This is a genomic window from Austwickia sp. TVS 96-490-7B, from assembly GCF_019331795.1.
GTDB lineage: Bacteria > Actinomycetota > Actinomycetes > Actinomycetales > Dermatophilaceae > Austwickia.
In genome coordinates, this window is sequence record NZ_JAHPZL010000024.1 from 19,327 (window position 1) to 38,090 (window position 18,764).

19 protein-coding genes are annotated in these 18,764 nt (G+C 61.8%); 7 read left to right on the forward strand and 12 right to left on the reverse strand.

From position 1 onward, the window contains the following. Nucleotides 1–39: 39 nt before the first annotated feature. The 4 genes from KEM60_RS14905 to KEM60_RS14920 all read right to left on the reverse strand — a co-directional run bounded on the left by KEM60_RS14905 (nucleotide 40) and on the right by KEM60_RS14920 (nucleotide 4,249). The gene (locus KEM60_RS14905; RefSeq protein WP_219108656.1) at nucleotides 40–1,251 is read right to left on the reverse strand and encodes an ATP-binding protein; all 1,212 of its coding nucleotides are present in this window, start codon (nucleotides 1,249–1,251) and stop codon (nucleotides 40–42) included. Nucleotides 1,252–1,400: 149 nt separating this feature from the next. Next, entirely contained in the window at nucleotides 1,401–2,540 is a 1,140-nt protein-coding gene (locus tag KEM60_RS14910) for a metallophosphoesterase (protein WP_370626384.1), read from the reverse strand. A 113-nt stretch (nucleotides 2,541–2,653) separates the two neighbouring features. Beyond that, nucleotides 2,654–3,001 (reverse strand): rhodanese-like domain-containing protein, encoded by a 348-nt coding sequence (locus KEM60_RS14915; protein ID WP_219108661.1) that lies wholly within the window; start codon nucleotides 2,999–3,001, stop codon nucleotides 2,654–2,656. Between the two features lie 144 nt (nucleotides 3,002–3,145). Beyond that, complete coding sequence (locus tag KEM60_RS14920) at nucleotides 3,146–4,249, reverse strand: App1 family protein (protein WP_370626382.1); 1,104 nt, start codon at nucleotides 4,247–4,249, stop codon at nucleotides 3,146–3,148. A 472-nt stretch (nucleotides 4,250–4,721) separates the two neighbouring features. On the opposite strand from KEM60_RS14920, the gene KEM60_RS14925 reads away from it, so the two are divergent. The 3 genes from KEM60_RS14925 to KEM60_RS14935 all read left to right on the forward strand — a co-directional run bounded on the left by KEM60_RS14925 (nucleotide 4,722) and on the right by KEM60_RS14935 (nucleotide 8,437). Next, the gene (locus KEM60_RS14925) at nucleotides 4,722–5,846 is read left to right on the forward strand and encodes a YihY/virulence factor BrkB family protein (protein ID WP_219108665.1); all 1,125 of its coding nucleotides are present in this window, start codon (nucleotides 4,722–4,724) and stop codon (nucleotides 5,844–5,846) included. Nucleotides 5,847–6,174: 328 nt separating this feature from the next. Then, nucleotides 6,175–6,861: a hypothetical protein gene (locus tag KEM60_RS14930; RefSeq protein ID WP_219108668.1), complete on the forward strand. Its 687-nt coding sequence runs from the start codon at nucleotides 6,175–6,177 to the stop codon at nucleotides 6,859–6,861. Nucleotides 6,862–7,213: 352 nt separating this feature from the next. Beyond that, nucleotides 7,214–8,437 carry a globin domain-containing protein gene (locus KEM60_RS14935; protein WP_219108671.1) on the forward strand — a complete coding sequence of 408 codons (1,224 nt, stop codon included), beginning with the start codon at nucleotides 7,214–7,216 and terminating at the stop codon, nucleotides 8,435–8,437. A gap of 113 nt (nucleotides 8,438–8,550) precedes the next feature. Here KEM60_RS14935 and KEM60_RS14940 read toward each other — a convergent pair whose 3' ends face one another. The 4 genes from KEM60_RS14940 to KEM60_RS14955 all read right to left on the reverse strand — a co-directional run bounded on the left by KEM60_RS14940 (nucleotide 8,551) and on the right by KEM60_RS14955 (nucleotide 11,956). After that, the gene (locus KEM60_RS14940; RefSeq protein WP_219108674.1) at nucleotides 8,551–9,234 is read right to left on the reverse strand and encodes a type 1 glutamine amidotransferase domain-containing protein; all 684 of its coding nucleotides are present in this window, start codon (nucleotides 9,232–9,234) and stop codon (nucleotides 8,551–8,553) included. 54 nt (nucleotides 9,235–9,288) lie between these two features. Further along, the gene (locus tag KEM60_RS14945; RefSeq protein WP_255574721.1) at nucleotides 9,289–9,768 is read right to left on the reverse strand and encodes a MarR family winged helix-turn-helix transcriptional regulator; all 480 of its coding nucleotides are present in this window, start codon (nucleotides 9,766–9,768) and stop codon (nucleotides 9,289–9,291) included. A 4-nt stretch (nucleotides 9,769–9,772) separates the two neighbouring features. Further along, complete coding sequence (locus KEM60_RS14950) at nucleotides 9,773–11,185, reverse strand: aldehyde dehydrogenase family protein (RefSeq protein ID WP_219108677.1); 1,413 nt, start codon at nucleotides 11,183–11,185, stop codon at nucleotides 9,773–9,775. A 207-nt stretch (nucleotides 11,186–11,392) separates the two neighbouring features. Continuing rightward, entirely contained in the window at nucleotides 11,393–11,956 is a 564-nt protein-coding gene (locus KEM60_RS14955; RefSeq protein WP_219108680.1) for a helix-turn-helix domain-containing protein, read from the reverse strand. 310 nt (nucleotides 11,957–12,266) lie between these two features. Between KEM60_RS14955 and KEM60_RS14960 the strand changes: the two genes are divergently transcribed. Beyond that, entirely contained in the window at nucleotides 12,267–13,190 is a 924-nt protein-coding gene (locus KEM60_RS14960) for a DMT family transporter (RefSeq protein WP_255574722.1), read from the forward strand. Nucleotides 13,191–13,344: 154 nt separating this feature from the next. Further along, complete coding sequence (gene rsgA / locus KEM60_RS14965; RefSeq protein WP_219108685.1) at nucleotides 13,345–14,376, forward strand: ribosome small subunit-dependent GTPase A; 1,032 nt, start codon at nucleotides 13,345–13,347, stop codon at nucleotides 14,374–14,376. 320 nt (nucleotides 14,377–14,696) lie between these two features. Here the strand turns inward: rsgA and KEM60_RS14970 are convergent, their stop codons facing one another. Both KEM60_RS14970 and KEM60_RS14975 read right to left on the reverse strand, forming a co-directional pair. After that, complete coding sequence (locus tag KEM60_RS14970) at nucleotides 14,697–15,083, reverse strand: RidA family protein (RefSeq protein WP_219108688.1); 387 nt, start codon at nucleotides 15,081–15,083, stop codon at nucleotides 14,697–14,699. Nucleotides 15,084–15,459: 376 nt separating this feature from the next. Continuing rightward, on the reverse strand, nucleotides 15,460–15,801 hold the full coding sequence (locus KEM60_RS14975) for a hypothetical protein (protein WP_219108691.1): 342 nt from the start codon (nucleotides 15,799–15,801) through the stop codon (nucleotides 15,460–15,462). Between the two features lie 658 nt (nucleotides 15,802–16,459). Here KEM60_RS14975 and KEM60_RS17045 point away from each other — a divergent pair. Together KEM60_RS17045 and KEM60_RS14985 are read left to right on the forward strand one after the other, a co-directional pair. Further along, nucleotides 16,460–17,143 carry an RNA polymerase sigma factor gene (locus tag KEM60_RS17045; protein ID WP_370626383.1) on the forward strand — a complete coding sequence of 228 codons (684 nt, stop codon included), beginning with the start codon at nucleotides 16,460–16,462 and terminating at the stop codon, nucleotides 17,141–17,143. A 448-nt stretch (nucleotides 17,144–17,591) separates the two neighbouring features. Continuing rightward, complete coding sequence (locus tag KEM60_RS14985; protein WP_219108694.1) at nucleotides 17,592–18,128, forward strand: hypothetical protein; 537 nt, start codon at nucleotides 17,592–17,594, stop codon at nucleotides 18,126–18,128. Nucleotides 18,129–18,148: 20 nt separating this feature from the next. Here the strand turns inward: KEM60_RS14985 and KEM60_RS14990 are convergent, their stop codons facing one another. Together KEM60_RS14990 and KEM60_RS17050 are read right to left on the reverse strand one after the other, a co-directional pair. Further along, nucleotides 18,149–18,325, reverse strand: a complete 177-nt coding sequence (locus KEM60_RS14990) for a hypothetical protein (RefSeq protein WP_219108696.1) — start codon at nucleotides 18,323–18,325, stop codon at nucleotides 18,149–18,151. Continuing rightward, nucleotides 18,325–18,633 carry a peptidase inhibitor family I36 protein gene (locus KEM60_RS17050; RefSeq protein ID WP_219108738.1) on the reverse strand — a complete coding sequence of 103 codons (309 nt, stop codon included), beginning with the start codon at nucleotides 18,631–18,633 and terminating at the stop codon, nucleotides 18,325–18,327. The genes KEM60_RS14990 and KEM60_RS17050 overlap by 1 nt, the downstream gene beginning before the upstream one ends. Nucleotides 18,634–18,764 lie beyond the last annotated feature (131 nt).

An 18,764-nucleotide genomic window follows, 5' to 3' on the forward strand; every position in this document is an offset into this window, starting at 1 on the left:
ATCTCCTCGCGAGCCGTTGACAGCTGACACAAAATCGTCTCAGGTCGTCGCGAGGAGATATTTCCCGAAATGCGGCACCGTGAACGCGATGCGGCCACGTTCTCCGGAGTAGATCAAGCCTTTTTTCATCAGTCCGTCTCGTGCTGGTGACAGCGATTGGGGTTTGCGGCCGAGGTGGTCGGCGACGCGGGCGGTAGGGACGGCGGCGGTGTCGTCGAGTTCTTCACCTGCGGCGCGCATGGTGTCGGCGACGTCGGCGATGGCGCGCAGGTATTCGCGTTCTCCTGGGGTGGCGCGTTCGTAGCGGGAGCCGAAGAATCCGACGGCGAGTTCTTGTTCGGCTTCGGGTGAGGCGACGGCGACGTCGGCGGCGGTGATGGGTGAGGTGGGCGCGGCGTCCCAGGCGACTTTGCCGTAGGCCTGGATGAAGTAGGGGTAGCCGCCAGTGGCACGGTAGAGCGCGTCGAGGGCGTCGTCGGTGAAGGCTGCGCCTTCTTCGCGGGCGGGGACTTGGAGGGCTGCTTCGGCGGAGCTGCGGTCGAGTCGGTCAATCCGGGAGTAGCGGAACAGCCTCTCGGAGTAGGACTTTGATGCGGAGAGGACAGCGGGCAGGTGGGGTAGTCCGGCTCCGACCACGACGACGGGTAGCCCGTTTTGAGAGATTTCGTGGAAGGCGGCACAGAGCGCGGATACGTCGTCGGGTTGGAGGTCTTGCATTTCGTCGATGAACAGAGCGACGCCGCGGCCGACGTCTTGGGCGAGTCCTCCGACGTCGGTGAGGAGTTCGACAAGGTCGATTTCGATGTCGCCGGAGTCGGCGCGGCCGGTGACGGCGGGGACGTCAATGCCGGGTTGCCAGCGGTCGCGGAGTTTTGCGGTGGCGGGGGTGTCACGCAGCGCAAACGTTTTGAGGACGCCGAGGACGTGGTCGACATCGCTTCCGCTGGGGTGAGCAAGTTCTCGTACGGCGACGTGGAGGGCGGCGCTGAGGGGGCGACGTAAGGTCTGATCGGGGCGGGCCTCGAATTTGCCGGTCCCCCAGCTGGCTCGGACAGCGGACCCGCGTAACGCGTTGAGCAGCACGGTTTTGCCGACCCCTCGGAGTCCGGTGAGGACCACTGATCGTTCGGGGCGGCCTTTGGCGATGCGTTCGATGACGACGTCGAAGGTGCGGAGTTGTTCATCGCGGCCGGCGAGTTCCGGGGGCCGTTGGCCCGCTCCGGGGGCGTACGGATTGCGAATCGGATCCACGTGAGGACCTTATTCGCCTTTCTAGCGCCAAATACAGAGACACGCAGAGACATTCAGAGACACGCAGAGACATCCAGACGGGGTGATGACGTGAGCTGGCGCCGACCCGCACATTCCGGGCCGACGCCAGCTCGTGGCGGTGGTGTCGATCAACTCGTGATGAGGTGCACGGGCACCGTGAATTCGTCTTCAGTGCCGTCGTAATGCCGACCAGGTTTGGTGTCGTAGTCGCGGCTACGGAAGGAGTTCAGCGACGGGGAGTAGGTGTCGACGGTGAGTTCTCCTCGGCGTACGTCGAGTTGGAGGAGCCGGAGGAAACCTGCATGGCCTTTACCGTCGTCTCCGGCGGTGTAGTCCTGGTAGTCGGCGACGAGTTCGACGACCTGATGTCCGGGGCTGCCTGCGTCGGTGCGGACGTTGCGGCCAACGCCGTGTTCGTGGCCGGAAAGCACGAGGAAGACGTTGCGGTGCGGGTCAACGACTCGGTCGCGCAGGATGTGCCCGTCGTCGGACAGGGCTGCACCTTCGCCGCTCGGTGCCGGGCCGGGCTTGAGGTAGGCGTGGGTGGCGATGATGACGTTGTGGTGTGGGCGCTTCTCGATTTCTCGGTTGGCCCATTGCACGGCGGCGTCGGTGACGCCGTAGCCGAGGTTGATCACGGCGAAGTCGGCTCCGCCGGCGGTGAAGGTGTCGACGTGGTTGGTGTTGTCGCCGTCTTTCCAGGGGCCGTCGTAGTAAGGCTGGGTGGCGTTGTCACTGGCTTGGCGGTAGCGCTGCGGACCGAAGTGCTGGTTGTAGAGCGATGGGTCTTTGCCGCGCCGGTTGTCGTGGTTGCCGGGGAGGACTCCGTTGGGCATGCCAGCGTCGTCGAGGATCTGCTGCGCTTGGGAGGCGTGCGGGAATTCGGCCCGGGCGGCGAGAGGGTTCCACGAGTTGTAGCTGTCGATGATGTCGCCGGTGTGGCTGGTGTAGGCGATTTTGCGGCTGTCGGCGTTGTTGACGATCCACTGGGAGATGCCGTCGTAGATCTGCTGACAGCGGTCACGTTGTCCTGAGGTCGCGGCAGACGCCGCGCATTGGGAGAGGTACTGGGTGTCAGTGAAGTGCGCGATGGCCAGGTCGTAGGTGTCCGGGTCGCGGAACTGGCCGTCGACCTCGCCAGCACTGGCCCGGGTGGGGCGTGGCGTGTCGGCGTGAGCGGCGGTGTCGGCGTGAGCGGCGGTGTCGGCGTGGCAGGGTGCGGTCGCGGCGAGGGTGAGGGCGGCGACGGCGATGGGGAGATAACGCATGAGGGTCACCCCATCAAGGGGAGGCTACGTGGGGGTGGCGGATGCGTGTCGACCGACGGAACCTCTGGTGGCTTTCGTGGCGGAGCTGGACGTTCCGGGTGCGGTGGGGCAGGTCAGTGGATGCAGGGAGTGCCTGGTCCGTCGTGGACGAGGGGCCGGTTGCCTTGGTGCCACCCGATCATGCCGTCGGCGAGGTTGACGGCGTCGTACCCGTTGTCATTGAGGTAGGCGACAGCCCGGGCAGAGCGGTGGCCGCTGCGGCAGACGATGACCAACGGCCGCTGGTCGGGGAGGTCGTCAAGCCGGGCGTGAAGATCGCCGAGCGGGATGTGCAGGGCGTGGGGGGCGTGGCCGCGGTCCCATTCGTCGTGTTCTCGGACGTCGATGAGAACGGCGTTGTCGGGAAGGTCGTGGTGGGTGACGGTGGGCACGGTGGGGTTCATGTCCGCGGTGACGTTCATCTCTATATCTTGCCTGTTCAGACGGCCTTTTTCCAGGGGCTATGGCCGCGTGTCAGCGACAGCCACGATGTCGAGCGTTCTCTTCACCTCTCTAGTGATCACCCTAGAAACACCGATACGACGGCAGAAGCGGGTGGCGCCGGATCATTCACCGCCGTGACGGGACAAGATCCGATCCAATTTGAGTTGCAAACCGTAGCCATCACCGGCCCGGACCACCGGGACCTCACCGTGGACGACGCGCGGCCCGAACTCCTCATTGCTGACCGGCAAACCGTGGCTGAGGACCTGCTCGGCCGGCGTGAGCTCCCGGATCGCGATGGCCCGGACCACATCAGGTCGGTCTTGTGCGAACGACCCATAGATCTTCGGATCGTGTTGGCCGTCGTCACCGACGAGGATCCACTGGATGTCAGGGAACTCACGGGCGAGGCGGTGCAGGTTTTCCCGTTTGTGTTCCTGCCCGGAACGGAACCAACCAGTGTTGGTCGGACCCCAGTCCGTGAGCAGCAGCGGCCCCAACGGATAACCGTGCCGGGATAGGAAGCGCGTGAGCGTAGGAGCGGTGTTCCACGCCCCCGTGGACAAGTAGAAGATCGGCGCACCCGGATGCGAGGACAACAAATCCCGGTAGAGCGGCGCCATCCCAGGGACGATATGGCGCGCCTGTTCGTGGCGAACAAAGGTGTTCCACGCGGCGATAAACATGCGCGGCAGCACCGTGATCATGACGGTGTCGTCGATGTCGCTGACAATGCCGTGTCGCACCTCGTCACCGATGATGACGACCGCCACATCCTGCGGGCGGCCACCACTGGGGGTGACAGTCACTTCGTGCCATCCGGGCGCAAGGCCATGATCGACCACGGTCAGATCGACGTACCCACTGCGGTCAGTGTGAGTGCGGTGGGTGACCCCATCGATGGTGACCTCCACGTCCACACCGGTGGCCTGAGCGGTGATAAACGCGCGCCATCCTCGCCGTTCCCGAGGAGGGGCGAGGACAGTACGGGTGGTGTCATCGGCGCGAGTCTCATCGCTATCAAGGGTGTGCCGGGACAAGACCACCCGGGCGAGGACCCGCACGAACGTCGACGACCCGTATCCCGTGTGGGCAATCACCCGGGGAATCCACCCGCGAGCTTGCAGGACGCCGTTCAGTTGGCCATGCCAGGCATCTTCGAGTACGGCGGCAATATGCGGTCGGGCCATGTCCGCCAACATAGCGGCTTCGCGCAATGAGGACATCGTCGTATGGCGTTGACGGGACAGCTGTCCTCAACCTGTTAACCAACCCGCCGATTCAACGTGGTGTCCGGGGGGATCTTCCCGGGGTCATGACGGGGGAAGGAACCACCGTGACACAGGGCAGGATGCCCGCGAGTTCGACTCGTCGGGGGTGGCGTTCAGCGTGCAGGCGGCTGGCATGAACAGGTCCGTGCGTCCAGGGCGGGAAACAACTCGTGGTCCGCGTCCGTCGCTGTGCGGACATGAGAAGTCACTGGGCCGTCACGCAGCACAACAAGCTCCTCGTACGCCGGAAACCGCTGATCCGCGGGCCTGCCGCCCGCATCGTGCACCGATGAACCGCTCCCATGTCCGGCCCGGTCGCCCGGTAGGTGTGACCTGTCGGCACACTGTCGGCCTAGACGACGTGTGGTCCGCCCGACATGCGGGTACGGTCACCTCGACCACAGCCGTGTCGGAGGCGAGGAGCGAGATGGACGACAACGAGGGCACCAGTGTGGAAAAAGCTGAGTCCGCTCCGGACCCCGACGATCCCCACAAGGTCGGTTCACCACACGAATTGACCCGCCCGTCTTGGCACTTCACTGCCAAGAAAGCGTTCCAAGCGTTCCTGGACGACCAGTGCACCGACCAGGCCGCCGCATTGACGTACTACTCCGTGCTCGCGCTCTTCCCCGGACTGTTGGCGTTAGTGTCGCTGGTCGGCCTGTTTGGCGACGGACAACGCACCGTCCACTCCACGATGGACATGATGGCGCGCTTCGCTCCAGCAGAGGTGCTCCAGCAAGTCCAACCCGTGATCGAGCAGATGGTGGAGACTCGCGCAGCCGGATTCGCATTGGCATTCGGTCTATTAGGTGCACTGTGGTCCGCATCGGGATATGTCGGAGCCTTCGGTCGGGCCATGAACCGGGTCTACGAGATCGACGAAGGCCGCCCGTTGTGGAAGCTACGGCCCCAACAGTTGGCGTTGACCGCTGTCATCCTGGTGGCCGTGTCTCTGGTGATGGTCGCCATGGTGATCTCCGGGCCGGTGGCCCGCACCGTGGGCGACCTCATCGGCTGGGGTGACACCGCCGCACGGGTGTGGGACATCGCCAAACTCCCGGTGATCCTGATCATCGTGCTGTTTATCGTGGCGCTGCTGTATTACGTGACACCTAATGTCCGCCAACCGAAGTTCCGCTGGATTTCGGTGGGCGCGGCCGTCGCCGTCCTCACCTGGATCGCCTCATCAGTCGGATTGGGTTTCTACGTCAGCAACTTTGGCAGTTACAACAAGACGTACGGCGCGCTCGCCGGTGTGGTGGTGTTTTTGCTGTGGCTGTGGCTGACCAATGTGTCCTTGCTCTTTGGTGCTGAAGTGGATTCAGAGTTGGAGCGCACCCGCCAGTTGCGTTCGGGGGTCAAAGCGGAGCGGACCTTGCAACTGCCACCGAAGGACACCGCGGCCAGCGAGAAAAAGCTGGAGCAGCGGGAAGAAACGGTGGCGCAAGCTCGCCAGTTGCGCCGGGAGGCGGAAGAGGCCGGTGTGGTTCCACCGATCCCGAATGGTGAATTGCCTGGTCGTGCGGCACGGACGAGTGACGCACCCTGATCTGAGATGTCGTCACGTGGATCTGCGGATCCGCATCGCCGGCCGTGACACCTTCGGGTGGTCAGGGCCGGCTTTTTTATGTCTCCGCTTCGAGGAGTAACTTTTTGGCTGAGGCCCCGAGCTGTTGTCGCTCAGTGTGCCGTGTCATTGCCAGACATGATGCTTCCTTCTTGTACGATCGTGTTGAACGTTCGTCCTGACGCTGCTGGGGAAAGCAGCGTCGTTCCGACGTACGGGACTGTCCTGTGGTGAGGGGAAATGATCCACCGGGCGGAAAACATGGGGACCGTTTCATGGGGATGAGACGGTGGGGGAAGGATTCTTCGGAATGTCCGTTCATCTTGCTCTTTTGGCGTTGTCATGCGCCGTGTTGGCGGCGACTGTGGCCGGTGGCGGCCTGATTGGTCTCAATAGCGACTCGCAGCGGGTGCGTCAGGTGGCTGTGGTCATCGCGACCGCCTTGGTTGTGGGCAACGCGGTATGTCTGTTGCCAGGTGCCCCGCAGTGGTATTCGGTGGCTGTGACCGCATTGACCGCCGGTGGGCTGGCCTGGGCTGCGATGTCATGGATGGTGGCACGTCGGTCGGCGCGTCCGGTCGTCACGACGGTCACGGGTGGCCGCCCCCAGTTGACGCTCATCCCAGGCGGGTACACCCCGCAAGGCCCGGTGCCGTCGTCCACGATCCAGCCCTACGACGAGGTGGCGGCGTACGACGACAGCGAATCGTCATGGGACGAAGGGGTGCGTTGGCATCAGGCTGTGGTGCTGGCGGAGCGCGCCTGCGTGACACGTCAAGACCTGGACCAGGTGGGTCCGGTGTGGGCGCGCAGTCAAGACGTCTATGTGTCTCGGTCGGTCGGAACGTATGCCCCGCAGGCGGGTCGCCGCCGGGCAGCGGGGTCGCAGTTCTCGGCACGGGCGCATGTCGCTGGCGGTCGGGTGACGCGAGCGCAGGTGCGTTCGGCGTACGAGGATGCGCCGGTGACCTCGCGGATTCGAGGGACTCGGGCCTGAGTCTCTTGGTGGAGCTGACCGGCCCTCATGATTTCGTCGCAGCCTAGGTGCTGGCGATGACCGGTCTCCTGGACGACGTGCGCGTCGGGCAGGGTGCCTTCCGATAGGCGTGCGGCATGGCCGTGGTTTGTCGGGGGGTGTGCCACGCGGGAGGGTGCGTGGTGTTTTCCCCCTCTGCGTCAGGGGGGTGCCTATGGTGGCACCTCCCTGGCGGGGGATTCTTCCTGGTGAGAGCCGCTTTTGTTGCTGGCGAGTAACGACCGTGCCAGGTGTCGAAGGACCCCCATGATGACTTCACCACGACCCACCCGGTATTTTAAGGACTAACGTCCTCGAAATCAGGGAGTCTTCGATGCAGTCCTTGCTGTCCCCGGCCTCGCAGGAAGTCGTGCGCGCCACCGCCGGCGTTGTGGCCGAAAACATGGTGAAGATCACCTCGCACTTCTACCCCCGCATGTTCGCTGACCGCCCCGACCTGCTCAACGTCTTCAACCGTGCTGACCAGGCCGTTGGTGAGCAGGCCCAAGCATTGGCTGCGTCAGTTGTCGCCTACGCTGTCCAACTGATCGATCCGGACGCCCCGTCGTTCGAACCGGTCCTGGACCGCATCGCCCACAAACATGTCTCCCTGGGCATCCGCGCCGAGCAGTACACCATCGTGGGTCGTCACTTGATGGCCGCGATCGGTGAAGTCCTCGGTGACGCCGTCACGCCGGAGGTCGCCGCGGCCTGGGACGAGGTGTACTGGCTGCTGGCCATGCAACTCGCCGCCGCCGAGGCCCGCCTCTACGCCCTGGGTGGCGTGGACCCCGCCCAGCCGTGGCGTGACTACCGCGTCGCCGAACGACGCGACGAGGTCCCCGGCGAAGTCATCACCCTGGTGCTTGCCCCCGTCGATGGGCAGCCGGTCCCGCAGCACCGCGCTGGACAGTATGTGACGATCAATGCGGCTCTGTCCGACGGGTCGACCCAGCCCCGTCAATACACCCTGTCTGGCGCGGCCCGCCCGGACACGATGCAGGTGACGATCCGGCGAGTGCGCGGCACCGCTGACACCCCCGCCGGGATGATCAGCAACCTGCTGCATGACGACACTCCGGTTGGCACGATCCTGCAGGTTTCGATCCCCTGCGGTGACGTGTACGTCGACGACTCGGACAGCCCAGTGATGTTGGTGTCCGCTGGTGTCGGTGTCACTCCGATGGCTGCGATCCTGGAGGACCTGGCCCAGCGGGCACCGCACCGCCCGGTGATCCTCGCCCACGCCGACCGGTCCGCTGCCAGCCATCCCCTGCACGACTCGATGTCCGCCACTGCAGCGTCCATGGATTCCGTTGCCGCTCACTGCTGGTACGAGCAGGCTGACGAATCAGCCAGTGCTCGCGGTGCCCACACTGGGTTCATGGACTTGTCTGTCGTGGAGGTCCCCGCTGACGTTCGCGTCTACATGTGCGGCCCGCTGCCGTTTATGCGGGAAGCTCGTCGTACTCTCCTGGACCGTGGCATCCCTGCGGACCACATCCGGTATGAGGTCTTTGGCCCCGACCTGTGGGCGCAGAACCCCGACGCAGCCTGACCTGACCAGACGCGGGTGGGGCCGGCGAGGTGACTCATCACCTGGTCGACCCCACCCGCGGGCAGCGCTCGGACAGGCCATGTCTGGCCCAGCTATACCGAGTGATACCGAGGTCAGCGCGCGAGCAGCGTGAGCAGCTCTTGCGCAGCGGCCGCAGATGAGGCGGGGTTCTGGCCAGTCACGAGAGTGCCATCGGTGACGACGAAGCTCTCACCGTCGGGGCCCTTGCGGTAATCCGCGCCGACCTGCTGCAAAGCGTCCTCCACGAGGAACGGAACCACGTCAGTGAGTTGAGCAGCTTCTTCCTCACCGTTGGTGAAACCGGTGACCTGACGACCAGCAACGAGCGGCGTACCAGCCTCAGTGAGCACCGTGTGCAGAACGCCTGGGGCGTGGCACACCAGCCCGAGCGGGCGACCGACCGCGTCACTGTCCCGAATGATGCGGTGGGAGTGAGCGTCCGCAACCAGATCCCACAGCGGGCCGTGACCGCCCGGGTAGAACACGGCGTCGAACTGCGAGACGTCAATGTCAGCTAGCGGCACGCTCGCGGCGAGGGCAGCTTTGGCCTGATCGTCGGCGTCGAAGCGACGGGTGGAATCCGTCTGCATCTGCGGGAGGGCGCTCGTCGGGTCGATCGGTGGCTGACCACCCTTCGGTGATGCGATCGTCACGTCCTGGCCGGCGTCGACGAAAACGTAGTACGGCGCAGCGAACTCTTCGAGCCAAAAACCGGTCTTGCGGCCGGTGTCACCGAGCTCGTCGTGAGAGGTGAGGACCATGAGGATGCGAGACATAAGGGATGTCCTTCCGGGACGGTTGTGTCGGGGTTGGTAATGCTGACGGGCCGGTCACCCGGCGTCGTCGGGTTCAAGGGTGTGGATGAGTCGTAGGGCGAGGATGCGCATCTGTTCGGCCTCTTCAGCGGTGAGGTCGAAACGTTGCGCCACCTCTTGGCGGACCTGCGCGGCCGAGCCAGCGAGGTCCCTACCCGCCGCCGTGAGGTGAATCGTCACCCGTCGTTCGTCACGCGTCGAGCGTCGCCGCTCAACCAGACCCATCGTCTCCATCCGTTTGAGCAGCGGAGACAGTGTGCTGGCATCGAGATGCAGCCGTTGAGCGAGTTCTGCGACGCCCAGACCGTCGTGCTGGCACAGAGCAAGCAGAGTGATGAACTGCGGATAGGTGAGGCCAAGGCGGGCGAGCCCAGGCCGGTAAGCCTGGGTGGTCGCCCGCGACGCGGCGTACAGCGCGAAGCACAACTGGTCGTCTAACGCAGGTGGCATCACGGCCTCCGGCGCAGTCAGTGCGCTAGGTCTGGGACTGCTCATCAGGTCACGCCACGGTGACGGGAGCGTCGTTCGACGTACCGGTGCTAGCGGCAGCGACGCGGACGAGGCGTTTGTTGACGAACTCGTCAACGCCGTACGGGCCCAGCTCTCGACCGAAACCGGAACGGCCGACTCCTCCGAAAGGCAAACCGGCCAGGCTGGTGCCGTGTTCGTTGACCAGAGCCATGCCGACGTTGAGGCGGCGGGCGGTGGCGGCGGCGAGTTCTAAGTCGTCGCTCCACACCGAGCCGCTGAGCCCGAAGTCGGTGTCATTGGCGATCTGCACCGCCTCATCCACGTCGCCCGCCCGGTAGACCACCGCGACCGGCCCGAAAAGCTCCTCGGACCAGGCGCGCATGTCGCGGGTGACGTCGGTGAGGACGGTGGGCTGCATAAAAACGCCGTTGCCGGTCGCGGCGTGACCGCCGACGCGCACGGTGGCACCCTTGGCCACGGCATCTTCGACGATTTCGATCAGATCGTCGCGGGCGTCCGCGCTCGACATCGGACCCACGTGGGTGGCCGGGTCAGTGGGGTCGCCGACGACAGCAGCAGCAAATCCTGCGGTGAGTTTTTCCACGAAAGCGTCGTAATGCTCGGTGAGCACAATCATCCGCTTCGGGGAGTTGCACGCCTGGCCTGCGTTGGCCAGTCGGGCCTGGGCGGCGTATGACGCGATAGCGTCCACATCACCGCCGAGCACGACGAACGGATCCGAACCGCCGAGCTCCAGGACTGTCTTTTTCAGGTGCTTCCCGGCGGCTTCAGCGACGGACGCCCCTGCACCTTCACTACCGGTGAGGGAGATTCCCTGCACGCGCGCGTCAGCGATGACGTCCTGGACGGTGCCACTATCAATCAGGACGGTGCGGTAGACGTTTGCGGGAAGCCCGGCTTCCAGCAGCAGCTCCTCCACGGTCAACGCTGACGCTGCGCAGATCGACGCAGGCTTCAACAGCAGCGTGTTGCCGAGCAGCAAGTTGGGGGCGATGAACCGGACAAGTTGATAGAAGGGGAAGTTCCAGGGCATGACGCCGAGGAGTACGCCGATCGGTTCCTTCTCGACACGGCTGGACAGGGCACCTTGGGCGGGCAGGACATCGTCAGCAAGCAACTCCTCCGCGTGGTCGGCGTAGTACTGGAAAATTTGGGCGGACAGCTGGATTTCGCTGAGGCCCTGCTCCAGTGGCTTGCCCATCTCAGTCGCGGCCAGTGTGGCGAGCGCGTCGGCTTTCGCATCGAAGAGCCGTGCCGCTTCACGCAAGACAGCTGCACGCGCGGCCACATTGGTACGACGCCAGCTGCCATATGCTTCGTGAGCTGCAGCGACGGCTTCCGTGACGGCGTCTGAGCTGAGGGAGTCCCAGGTGCGGACGACCTCTCCTGTGGTGGGGTTTTCGGTGCGGTATTGGGTCATGGTCTAACTCCTTGAGTGCGCGGGCTGGGCGTGCGTCGAGGGGTAGTCAGTGCCCCGCGAGACCGTCGCGATGTGCATCGTGGTCAATTCATTGGTGCACCCATTTGTTCCCGGTGCGGCGACGTAACCTGACTTTTCAGCCATCGTCGCAGGTCGGCAGGTATTCCTCTCCCCCGCCTTGCGCGTCACGCTCTGCACTTTTGGGTTCTACAGCGGCCGCGCCCCCTGCGGCGTCGTGAGCATCACCACCGTGGCATCGACATCCCCATCCCCTGCAGATTGATAGCAATGGCGGCAGCTTGCGTCGAAGGTGATGGAGTCACCGACGTTCAGGACGGCCGGATCATCGATCGGTCCGCAGCGAAGCGTCCCCGCATGGACGAGAACAACTTCGGTAGTGCTCGCCGCATGAGCTTCCCGCTCCACACCCTGACCAGCCGCCAAACGCAAGTGCCACACCTCCGTGAGGAGACTGTGCGACATCCGGGCAGCTCGCTGCTGATCTACAGGGCGACGGACTGGCGCACCTCGACGGACGACAGGCGAAGAGGTTGCAGGGGCAGAGATCAGATCCGTGAGGGGCACAGCCAGAGCGTCGGCTAAGGCGTTGAGTGTCTCAATCGTGGGGTTAGACCGGCCAGATTCCACGCCCACGAGGGTTCCCTTGGAGACCCCGGATCGGGTCGCGAGTTCAGCCACGGTGAGTCCACGTTGAGCACGGGCGGTTCGAACGTTCACACCCACGATCTGCGCCAGGGTTGTCAAAGCCATAGGGGTCATTCTACTATCACTTACGGTCATTATATTGATCCCGAGATGGGGGTTCCCCCAGGCGTCCAGCGAGTTCGGCACCCTCTTGATCAAGAGAACCAGACTCCGCCCTACGGCTGCGCAGACCGCCGGACACCTCACTGACGCAGTTCTGCATCAGCGGATGCGTCACCCATCGAGCGAGTAACCATTTCCCAGCGAGTCGCCCATCGAGGCCATCTCCCCACATCAATAGTTTCAGCCTTCGAGGGGTGAAACATCAGAAAGGACACCTCAGAGTGAGGTACAACGCCGAGTATCAGGTCACCGCATGAGAACGTCACGATCGTTACGGACCGCGGAATTTGCTGTGCTTATGGTTGCCGTCGCCTGGGGTACGTCGTATGTGGCGATGAAGAATGTCACCAGCACGGTGGAAACCGCCGACTTCATCGTTCTCCGTTTCGCGTCAGCTGCCATCTTACTGACACTATTAACCCTGCCTCGGCTGAGGTCGATCACCCGCGCCGAGACACTACTCGGCCTGACGTACGGCGTCCTGCTGTTCGTGATCCTAGGGATGGAAACCATTGGTGTCCACAGCTCTACCGCAGCGAACGCAGGATTCCTCATTTCGCTTAGTGTCATCCTCGTTCCAATGCTTGATCGACTCTTGTTCCGAATGCGGATCCACAAGCTCATAATCCCCTGTCTACTCCTTGCCCTGATAGGAACCGCACTGACGTCGCTCTCCGGGGACATGCAAATAAGGAGTGGTGACCTGCTCATCATGGGGGCCGCGCTGCTCCGGGCTCTTCAAACAGTCCTCTATGCGCGCATCAAGCAGAAAACTCCACCGTCTCCGCTGCGTATAACTGTCGTGCAAATGTGGACCGTTGTCCTTCTAGCCCTTATCGTTGGCGGGTTTGATCTGGGTCGTCTCCATGCGACCGTCACTGGAATTTCACGCCCCACCGCAGCTTGGATCGTCTATCTCGGAGTATGCTGCACGGCCGCCGCGTTCCTTGTGCAGTTATGGGTGGCACCTAAAATGTCACCTACCACGGTAGGTCTTCTTCTCGCGACTGAACCCATCTTCGCCGGAATATCTGCGATTTCCATCGGCAATGAAAGCCTCAGTCCAGTTCAGGTCATCGGGGGCACACTCATCGTGGTATCCGTCTTGGCCGCTCGAGCCATCAACTCGGTGCCACCCGAGCAACAACCAGACCAAAATCGGCCGCCGCGTCATTAATTCGTCATCGTAACTTAATTCTGGGGCCTGACTCGAGGTGGAAATCATCGATATTTTTTCAACATCCCAGGTCGGCACCAGAGCCGCTAGCACTCATCTCCCCGTGGCAAAAATTGCTTGTTCTGTAGACGCCCTGGGTCCTACTCTCGCTCGCATGAACCCATCATTACTTGAGCCTCTGGGGCGCCTAGAAAGTGATCCCTACTGGGCTAGCGACGAACGCCCCGGACGCGTCGTTGCAGTGCACGGAGCGAGCGCAGAAATTATGTGGTTTCCGCATCATGAAGCTGTCGAGGCACGAGTTGAGCTACGTCGTCAGCTGCAGGTCACCCCTGTAGCTGGGGACTGGATTACGATGCGCGACGGCCAGATCAATGGCGTGATGGAGCGTCGAACAGTCCTCACACGGCCTCAGGCTGGTGGGCGCGGAACACAGGTTCTGGCGGCGAACATCGACCTGGTTTTCATCGTGCTCCCCATCGATCGCAGCCTCAACTTGAAGTTGCTTGAACGACTGTCTGTGATGGCCTGGGACAGCGGCGCGGCACCCATGCTCATTTTGACGAAGTCTGACGCTGCCACCGACACTGCGGAGGCCCTTGATCAGGCACAGATGGCAGCTCCCGGGGTGGAGACTCTCCTCACGAGTTCTGTTGATGGAAGGGGCATCTCTGATCTCAGGGCACGGCTTGGCCGGGGAGTCACTGCGACCATGCTCGGCGCATCGGGAGCCGGCAAAACTAGTCTGTTGAACGCTCTCGACGATCGCACGGAGTTCACCCGCGAGGTCCGCCGGAGCGGTGACGGCCGCCACTCGACGACAACTCGAAGGCTCTATCAGCTCACCTCTGGCGGTGTGTTGCTCGACCTCCCTGGCATACGTTCACTTGACTTGTCAGCATCAGCTCAGGCAGTGGATGAGATTTTCGCTGAGATCACCACAATCGCGCGCAAATGTCGTTTCTCGGACTGTCAGCACAATGGCGAACCGGGTTGCGCTATCCAGGCGGCAATCGACCTCGGCAAGATCGACGAACGCCGTATCGACTCCTGGCGCGCTATCAGGCGCGAACAGGCATACCAGGAGCGCCGCCATGATCCTAGAAAGATGGCTGCGCAACGGTCAGAGTGGAAGAAAGCGACCAGGGCGACACGGTCAGTTCCGCGGCGCTACAGCCACGACTGAATACCCGCAACCAACCACGTCGCTGAGGGTTTCTCGACGACCTTGAAGCCTAGGGGGAAGCAGCACCGGTACAACTTGCTTCACCACGCTCACGGACGGATGCGTAGCGACGGCCTGCCCGTCAGCAGGTGTGGCTCCTAAGGAGCTAGAACCTGTGGGGCGACAACAGTCGATGCCCTCACACCTACGGCAAGGCTTCTAGCCTGCGCCCCGAGCGCAGATCTACTTCACGCCGACGTGGACCTCGTGGTTCACGGTGGGCCAGTGAAATGTCCTTGGCAAGTGGGAGCCGCGCTGGTCTAAGTGGTTCGTTCTTGGCTTCACTCGGCCGGGACCTGCGCGACGGCCTCCACTTCGATGAGTGCCTCAGGCCGTGCCAAGCCGCTGACGCGGAGCACCGTGATAGCGGTGGGATGAGTCCCCCAGACCCGCTGGGCTGCGACCAGTCCGTCGCGGACGTCTTGATCACCGACGATGTAGATCGTCAGCTTCAGGACATCCTCCTGCCGACAACCGGCATCCGCGAGGACAGCGAGGAGATTGCGGTAGGCCTGCACCGTCTGCCCCTCGAAACCAGAAGCCATCAATCCGTCGCCGGTGACACCGTTCTGACCCCCGACGAATAGCAGTCCACCAGTTGACTCGACTCCTTGTGAGAACACTGGCGAGTTATTCAGCTCAGGAGGAATGTGATGGGTCAATGCCATGAGGTCATTCCTTTTGGACCGGCTTGGGAGAATGGGTTGCACGGTCAAGCTCTACCCCGCCAGTCTACCCACTCCTGACAGACAAGGGATACACCAGCGCCAGCATCAGCAACCACGCCCCCGCCAAAGGCTCAAAACCAGACCCCGACCCACCTGCCGCAACCAACTCCTCCACGCCTAACGTCCCCCCGCCGAACGCGCCAACGCCCTCATCAAATCCTCCTTTAAACCCCTACATCGCATCACCCTATGCCCCTGACGAATCGGACCCACCGTCACCGCCACACTCGTACTTCTCACCACCAAAGGCGGCCGCGGGCGAAAAAACCACAATGAATCTTAACTCCTCGCGCACCATTTATGCTGGCACGTAAGGTTAACGCAGACCGGGGACCTCAATACTTATATTTGCAACTCCGGACAATTCTAAGCGTAGTTGACTAGCAGCCTCACGCATGAGATCGAGGTAGCGCAGCTCATGGTCCCGAGAGGACCAGCCGTCGACTGGTTTATTTTCTTTCTCAAACAGCTCCCCGCACTCTCGCAGGGTAGCTGTAAGGTTGGCGGAAAGATTGTAATCCATTGGGCTCATTGAGTACTTATCACTACCATTTTCCCATAAGGGCCAAGGCGCCCCATAATCATGAAAGAAGCGGACAGTTCTCAGTTGCTCATTTTTTCTAAACATAATATTTTTCCACCATTCTTTGAGTGACATAGATAACAGCATTATGTGGAATGACGGTCTCCCTAAAAGCATTATCCATACGAGACTTTCCTCTTTGCTGAAAATCAGGTTACCTGTAGTTTACGAGCACTTTCGATGAATAAGTCGCTATACATTCAACCGCTCGCAAATAACTTCTGCGGTGTCAGTCGTTGTCGGCTCGTGTGATGGCTTATTTCTCTATTGGGATGGCTTTATATCCCGGGGCCCTATGAGGACGTGTTGGTGTAGTTGATTGACGGGTTGTCGTGGGTCTTGGGTTGGAGCCAGAGGTATCGCGCGCTGAGCAAGTCTGTGATCTTCTAGGCTCGGGCATGGTGGGGTGTGGCGCTGTTGGTGGTGCTGTTCGAGCGGGTTGCTCAACCGATCAGCATTGATGATACGTAGGGATTTTGCTTGCCGATCGTGTTGTGGGCCGACTGGTCCCGGGGATGCGGCTCATCGCCGACCGCGGGTTGTTCTCTTACGCGCTGTGGCCCAAGACGATCGGGATCGGTACTGACCTGCTGTAGCGCGCGATCGATGCGCCCTGACCGTCGAGAGCGATATCGGTGCCACGGGTCGCCAGCGACATCCGCATCAGGAAAAGCGTGCTCCTCAGGTACCGCCGAACGATTGTCCATCTGGTAAGGCCACGACGATCGTCGAGATGTCGCCGGAAGCAACCTGCCCGTATCAGTGCTCCACCGCGTCAACAATTTCCTGTCCCCGCAACAATGCTGGGTGTAACTTTCAGTGGGTGGACGGACACATACAGGGTGTGAGCAGAGCTGGACCGTCCGAGCAAACCTCGGCCTTTACATCAGACTACGTTGCCTACTATCCCCTCGTCCTACGCTACTGCCAGCGTCGTGTAGACGAGCAGACTGCCCGAGATGTGACAGCGGAGACTTTTACCGTGCTCTGGCGCCGCTGGGCCGATTCACCCGAAGAGAAACTGCCATGGCTGTATTCGGTCGCCAAAAATCTGCTGGCTAATGAATCCCGCGCTGCAGCAAAGCGAGTCCAGCTAGAAACTCGACTGAAAGACCACCTGCAGGTCCAATGCGTCGCCACACATGATTCCGACATGAGTTGCCTTTACGAGGCTTTAAGCCGACTCTCACATGACGACCAGGAATTACTGAGACTCGCCTCATGGGAGGACTTGTCACCCACCCAGATAGGCATAGTTCTAGGATGTAGTACAGGATCTGCAAGAGTGCGCCTACATCGTGCAAAGAATAGACTGAGGCGCTGCTGGAACAGCCTCCAAGGACCTCACGCACAGGAAGACATGCAGTGCAGGAAGGGGCTCAACGATGCGCATAGAATCTCGACTGGCATCTCTTAATCCAGTCAGGCCACCAAGCATAGAATCCGGGCTGGATGCACGAGCCGCTGCAGACCTGAAGCGGATTCTCTCTATTGAACTAGGGCGCAGCAGCGAGACTTCGTCGCATGCTAGCTACTCGCAGACCAACACTAGAAAGCCCCAAAGGGAATGGATACCGCTTACAATCTGCCGGGGTGTGGCTTTTACTGTGCTTGCCACTTTTTTGCTTGTCTCCTCACATATGCTGCTACGCCCACCCGCTCCAGCCTCTGCCGCAACGCCACCCCTCTTAAGAATAGAGAAGACCACCATGAACACAGCGCAGGCCTTTGACTCACTTGCGAGAGCTGCACACGCGGCGCCAAAATCACCAGAGGGTGGGCCGCATAAAGTGACAGAATGGAGCCTTTGGGCCCGAGTCGGCGGCGGTCAGTCAAGCGTGGCGACAGCGCCCAAGGCCACAGAATTGACACGCAATGCAGACGGTACGGCGCATGTAATTGTGCGGTGGGGGCAGCCTTGGGTCGACGATCCCGCTCACAGCGCAGTGGTTGATGCCCATCCGGGGGATTTGATTAGCGACGAGCTAATCAGCAGCCAGAACCAGGTTTTTCAAGCTTCCCCGCCAATCAACGCTGACGAGTTGATGTCGTACTTGAAAAATGCCCATCCCATTGCTGAGCAGGGCGCTCCAGAGTTGCTATCAAGCGTGCGCGACTTGCACCGCGAATGGCCTCTGGACGGAGACCAGAAGGCGGCAGTCGTGGCAGTCTTGCGTCGGCATGGGCACTTAGACTATGCGGGGCAAGCAGTTGATCGACTTGGCCGCAAGGGGTACGCGTTCAGCCTCGACCATCAGCATGGCGGTCTCCCCACTCGCACGACACTTATATTCGATGCGGGATCCGGCAGTCTTTTGGCTGTCGAGGACATGCTGACCGGTTCGGCCGGGAAACTCAATGTCACCACTCCCGCCGTGGTCAGCTACACATGTTTCGGTTGATACCACGATTAACTCAAGTTTCAATTGATCACGGCTGACTGAAGCGCCGAGGAGCCGCTGGGCTTGCGGTACATCTTGGCGCTGTATCGCAAGCAAAGGTGAGGGAGTTCCGCCTCGTGATACTGGAGCAGCTTGAACCAACCCGCTTCATGACCGAAGCGAGTTGGTTCAAACCAGGCGAGGACGAGAAAAGCCATCAGAGCTGACAGGCAAAATTGTTGGCCCTGTCATTATGGCCACTCCCGACGTAGGCGCTCAGACTGTTGGGCGCCATGACCCAAAGTACGTTTCCGGGCGAGCTTTCCACCGTGACCCTGCCCAAGTACTTAATGTTCACCCAGGACGACGCCTGGTTTCCAAAACCCCAGCTGGCCAGGCTATCCCGGTAGTTGAAGGGGGTGTATTCGCAATCCGAGAACTGGAGCATTCGGCCACGGTAGTCTGAGTGCTCATAGAAGCAGTACCAGCGTTTGCTGCTGGAATAACCGAATGCTCTTTCACGTATGCATCGATGTCACCCTGTACCGGCGACTTGGATGCAGCGACCGAGCCAACAAACCCTGGCCCTATTGCCCGGGTTCGGTAGAGGTCCTGCTTCCTGGAAAAATGACGAGCGTCATGTCGACACCGAAGAAG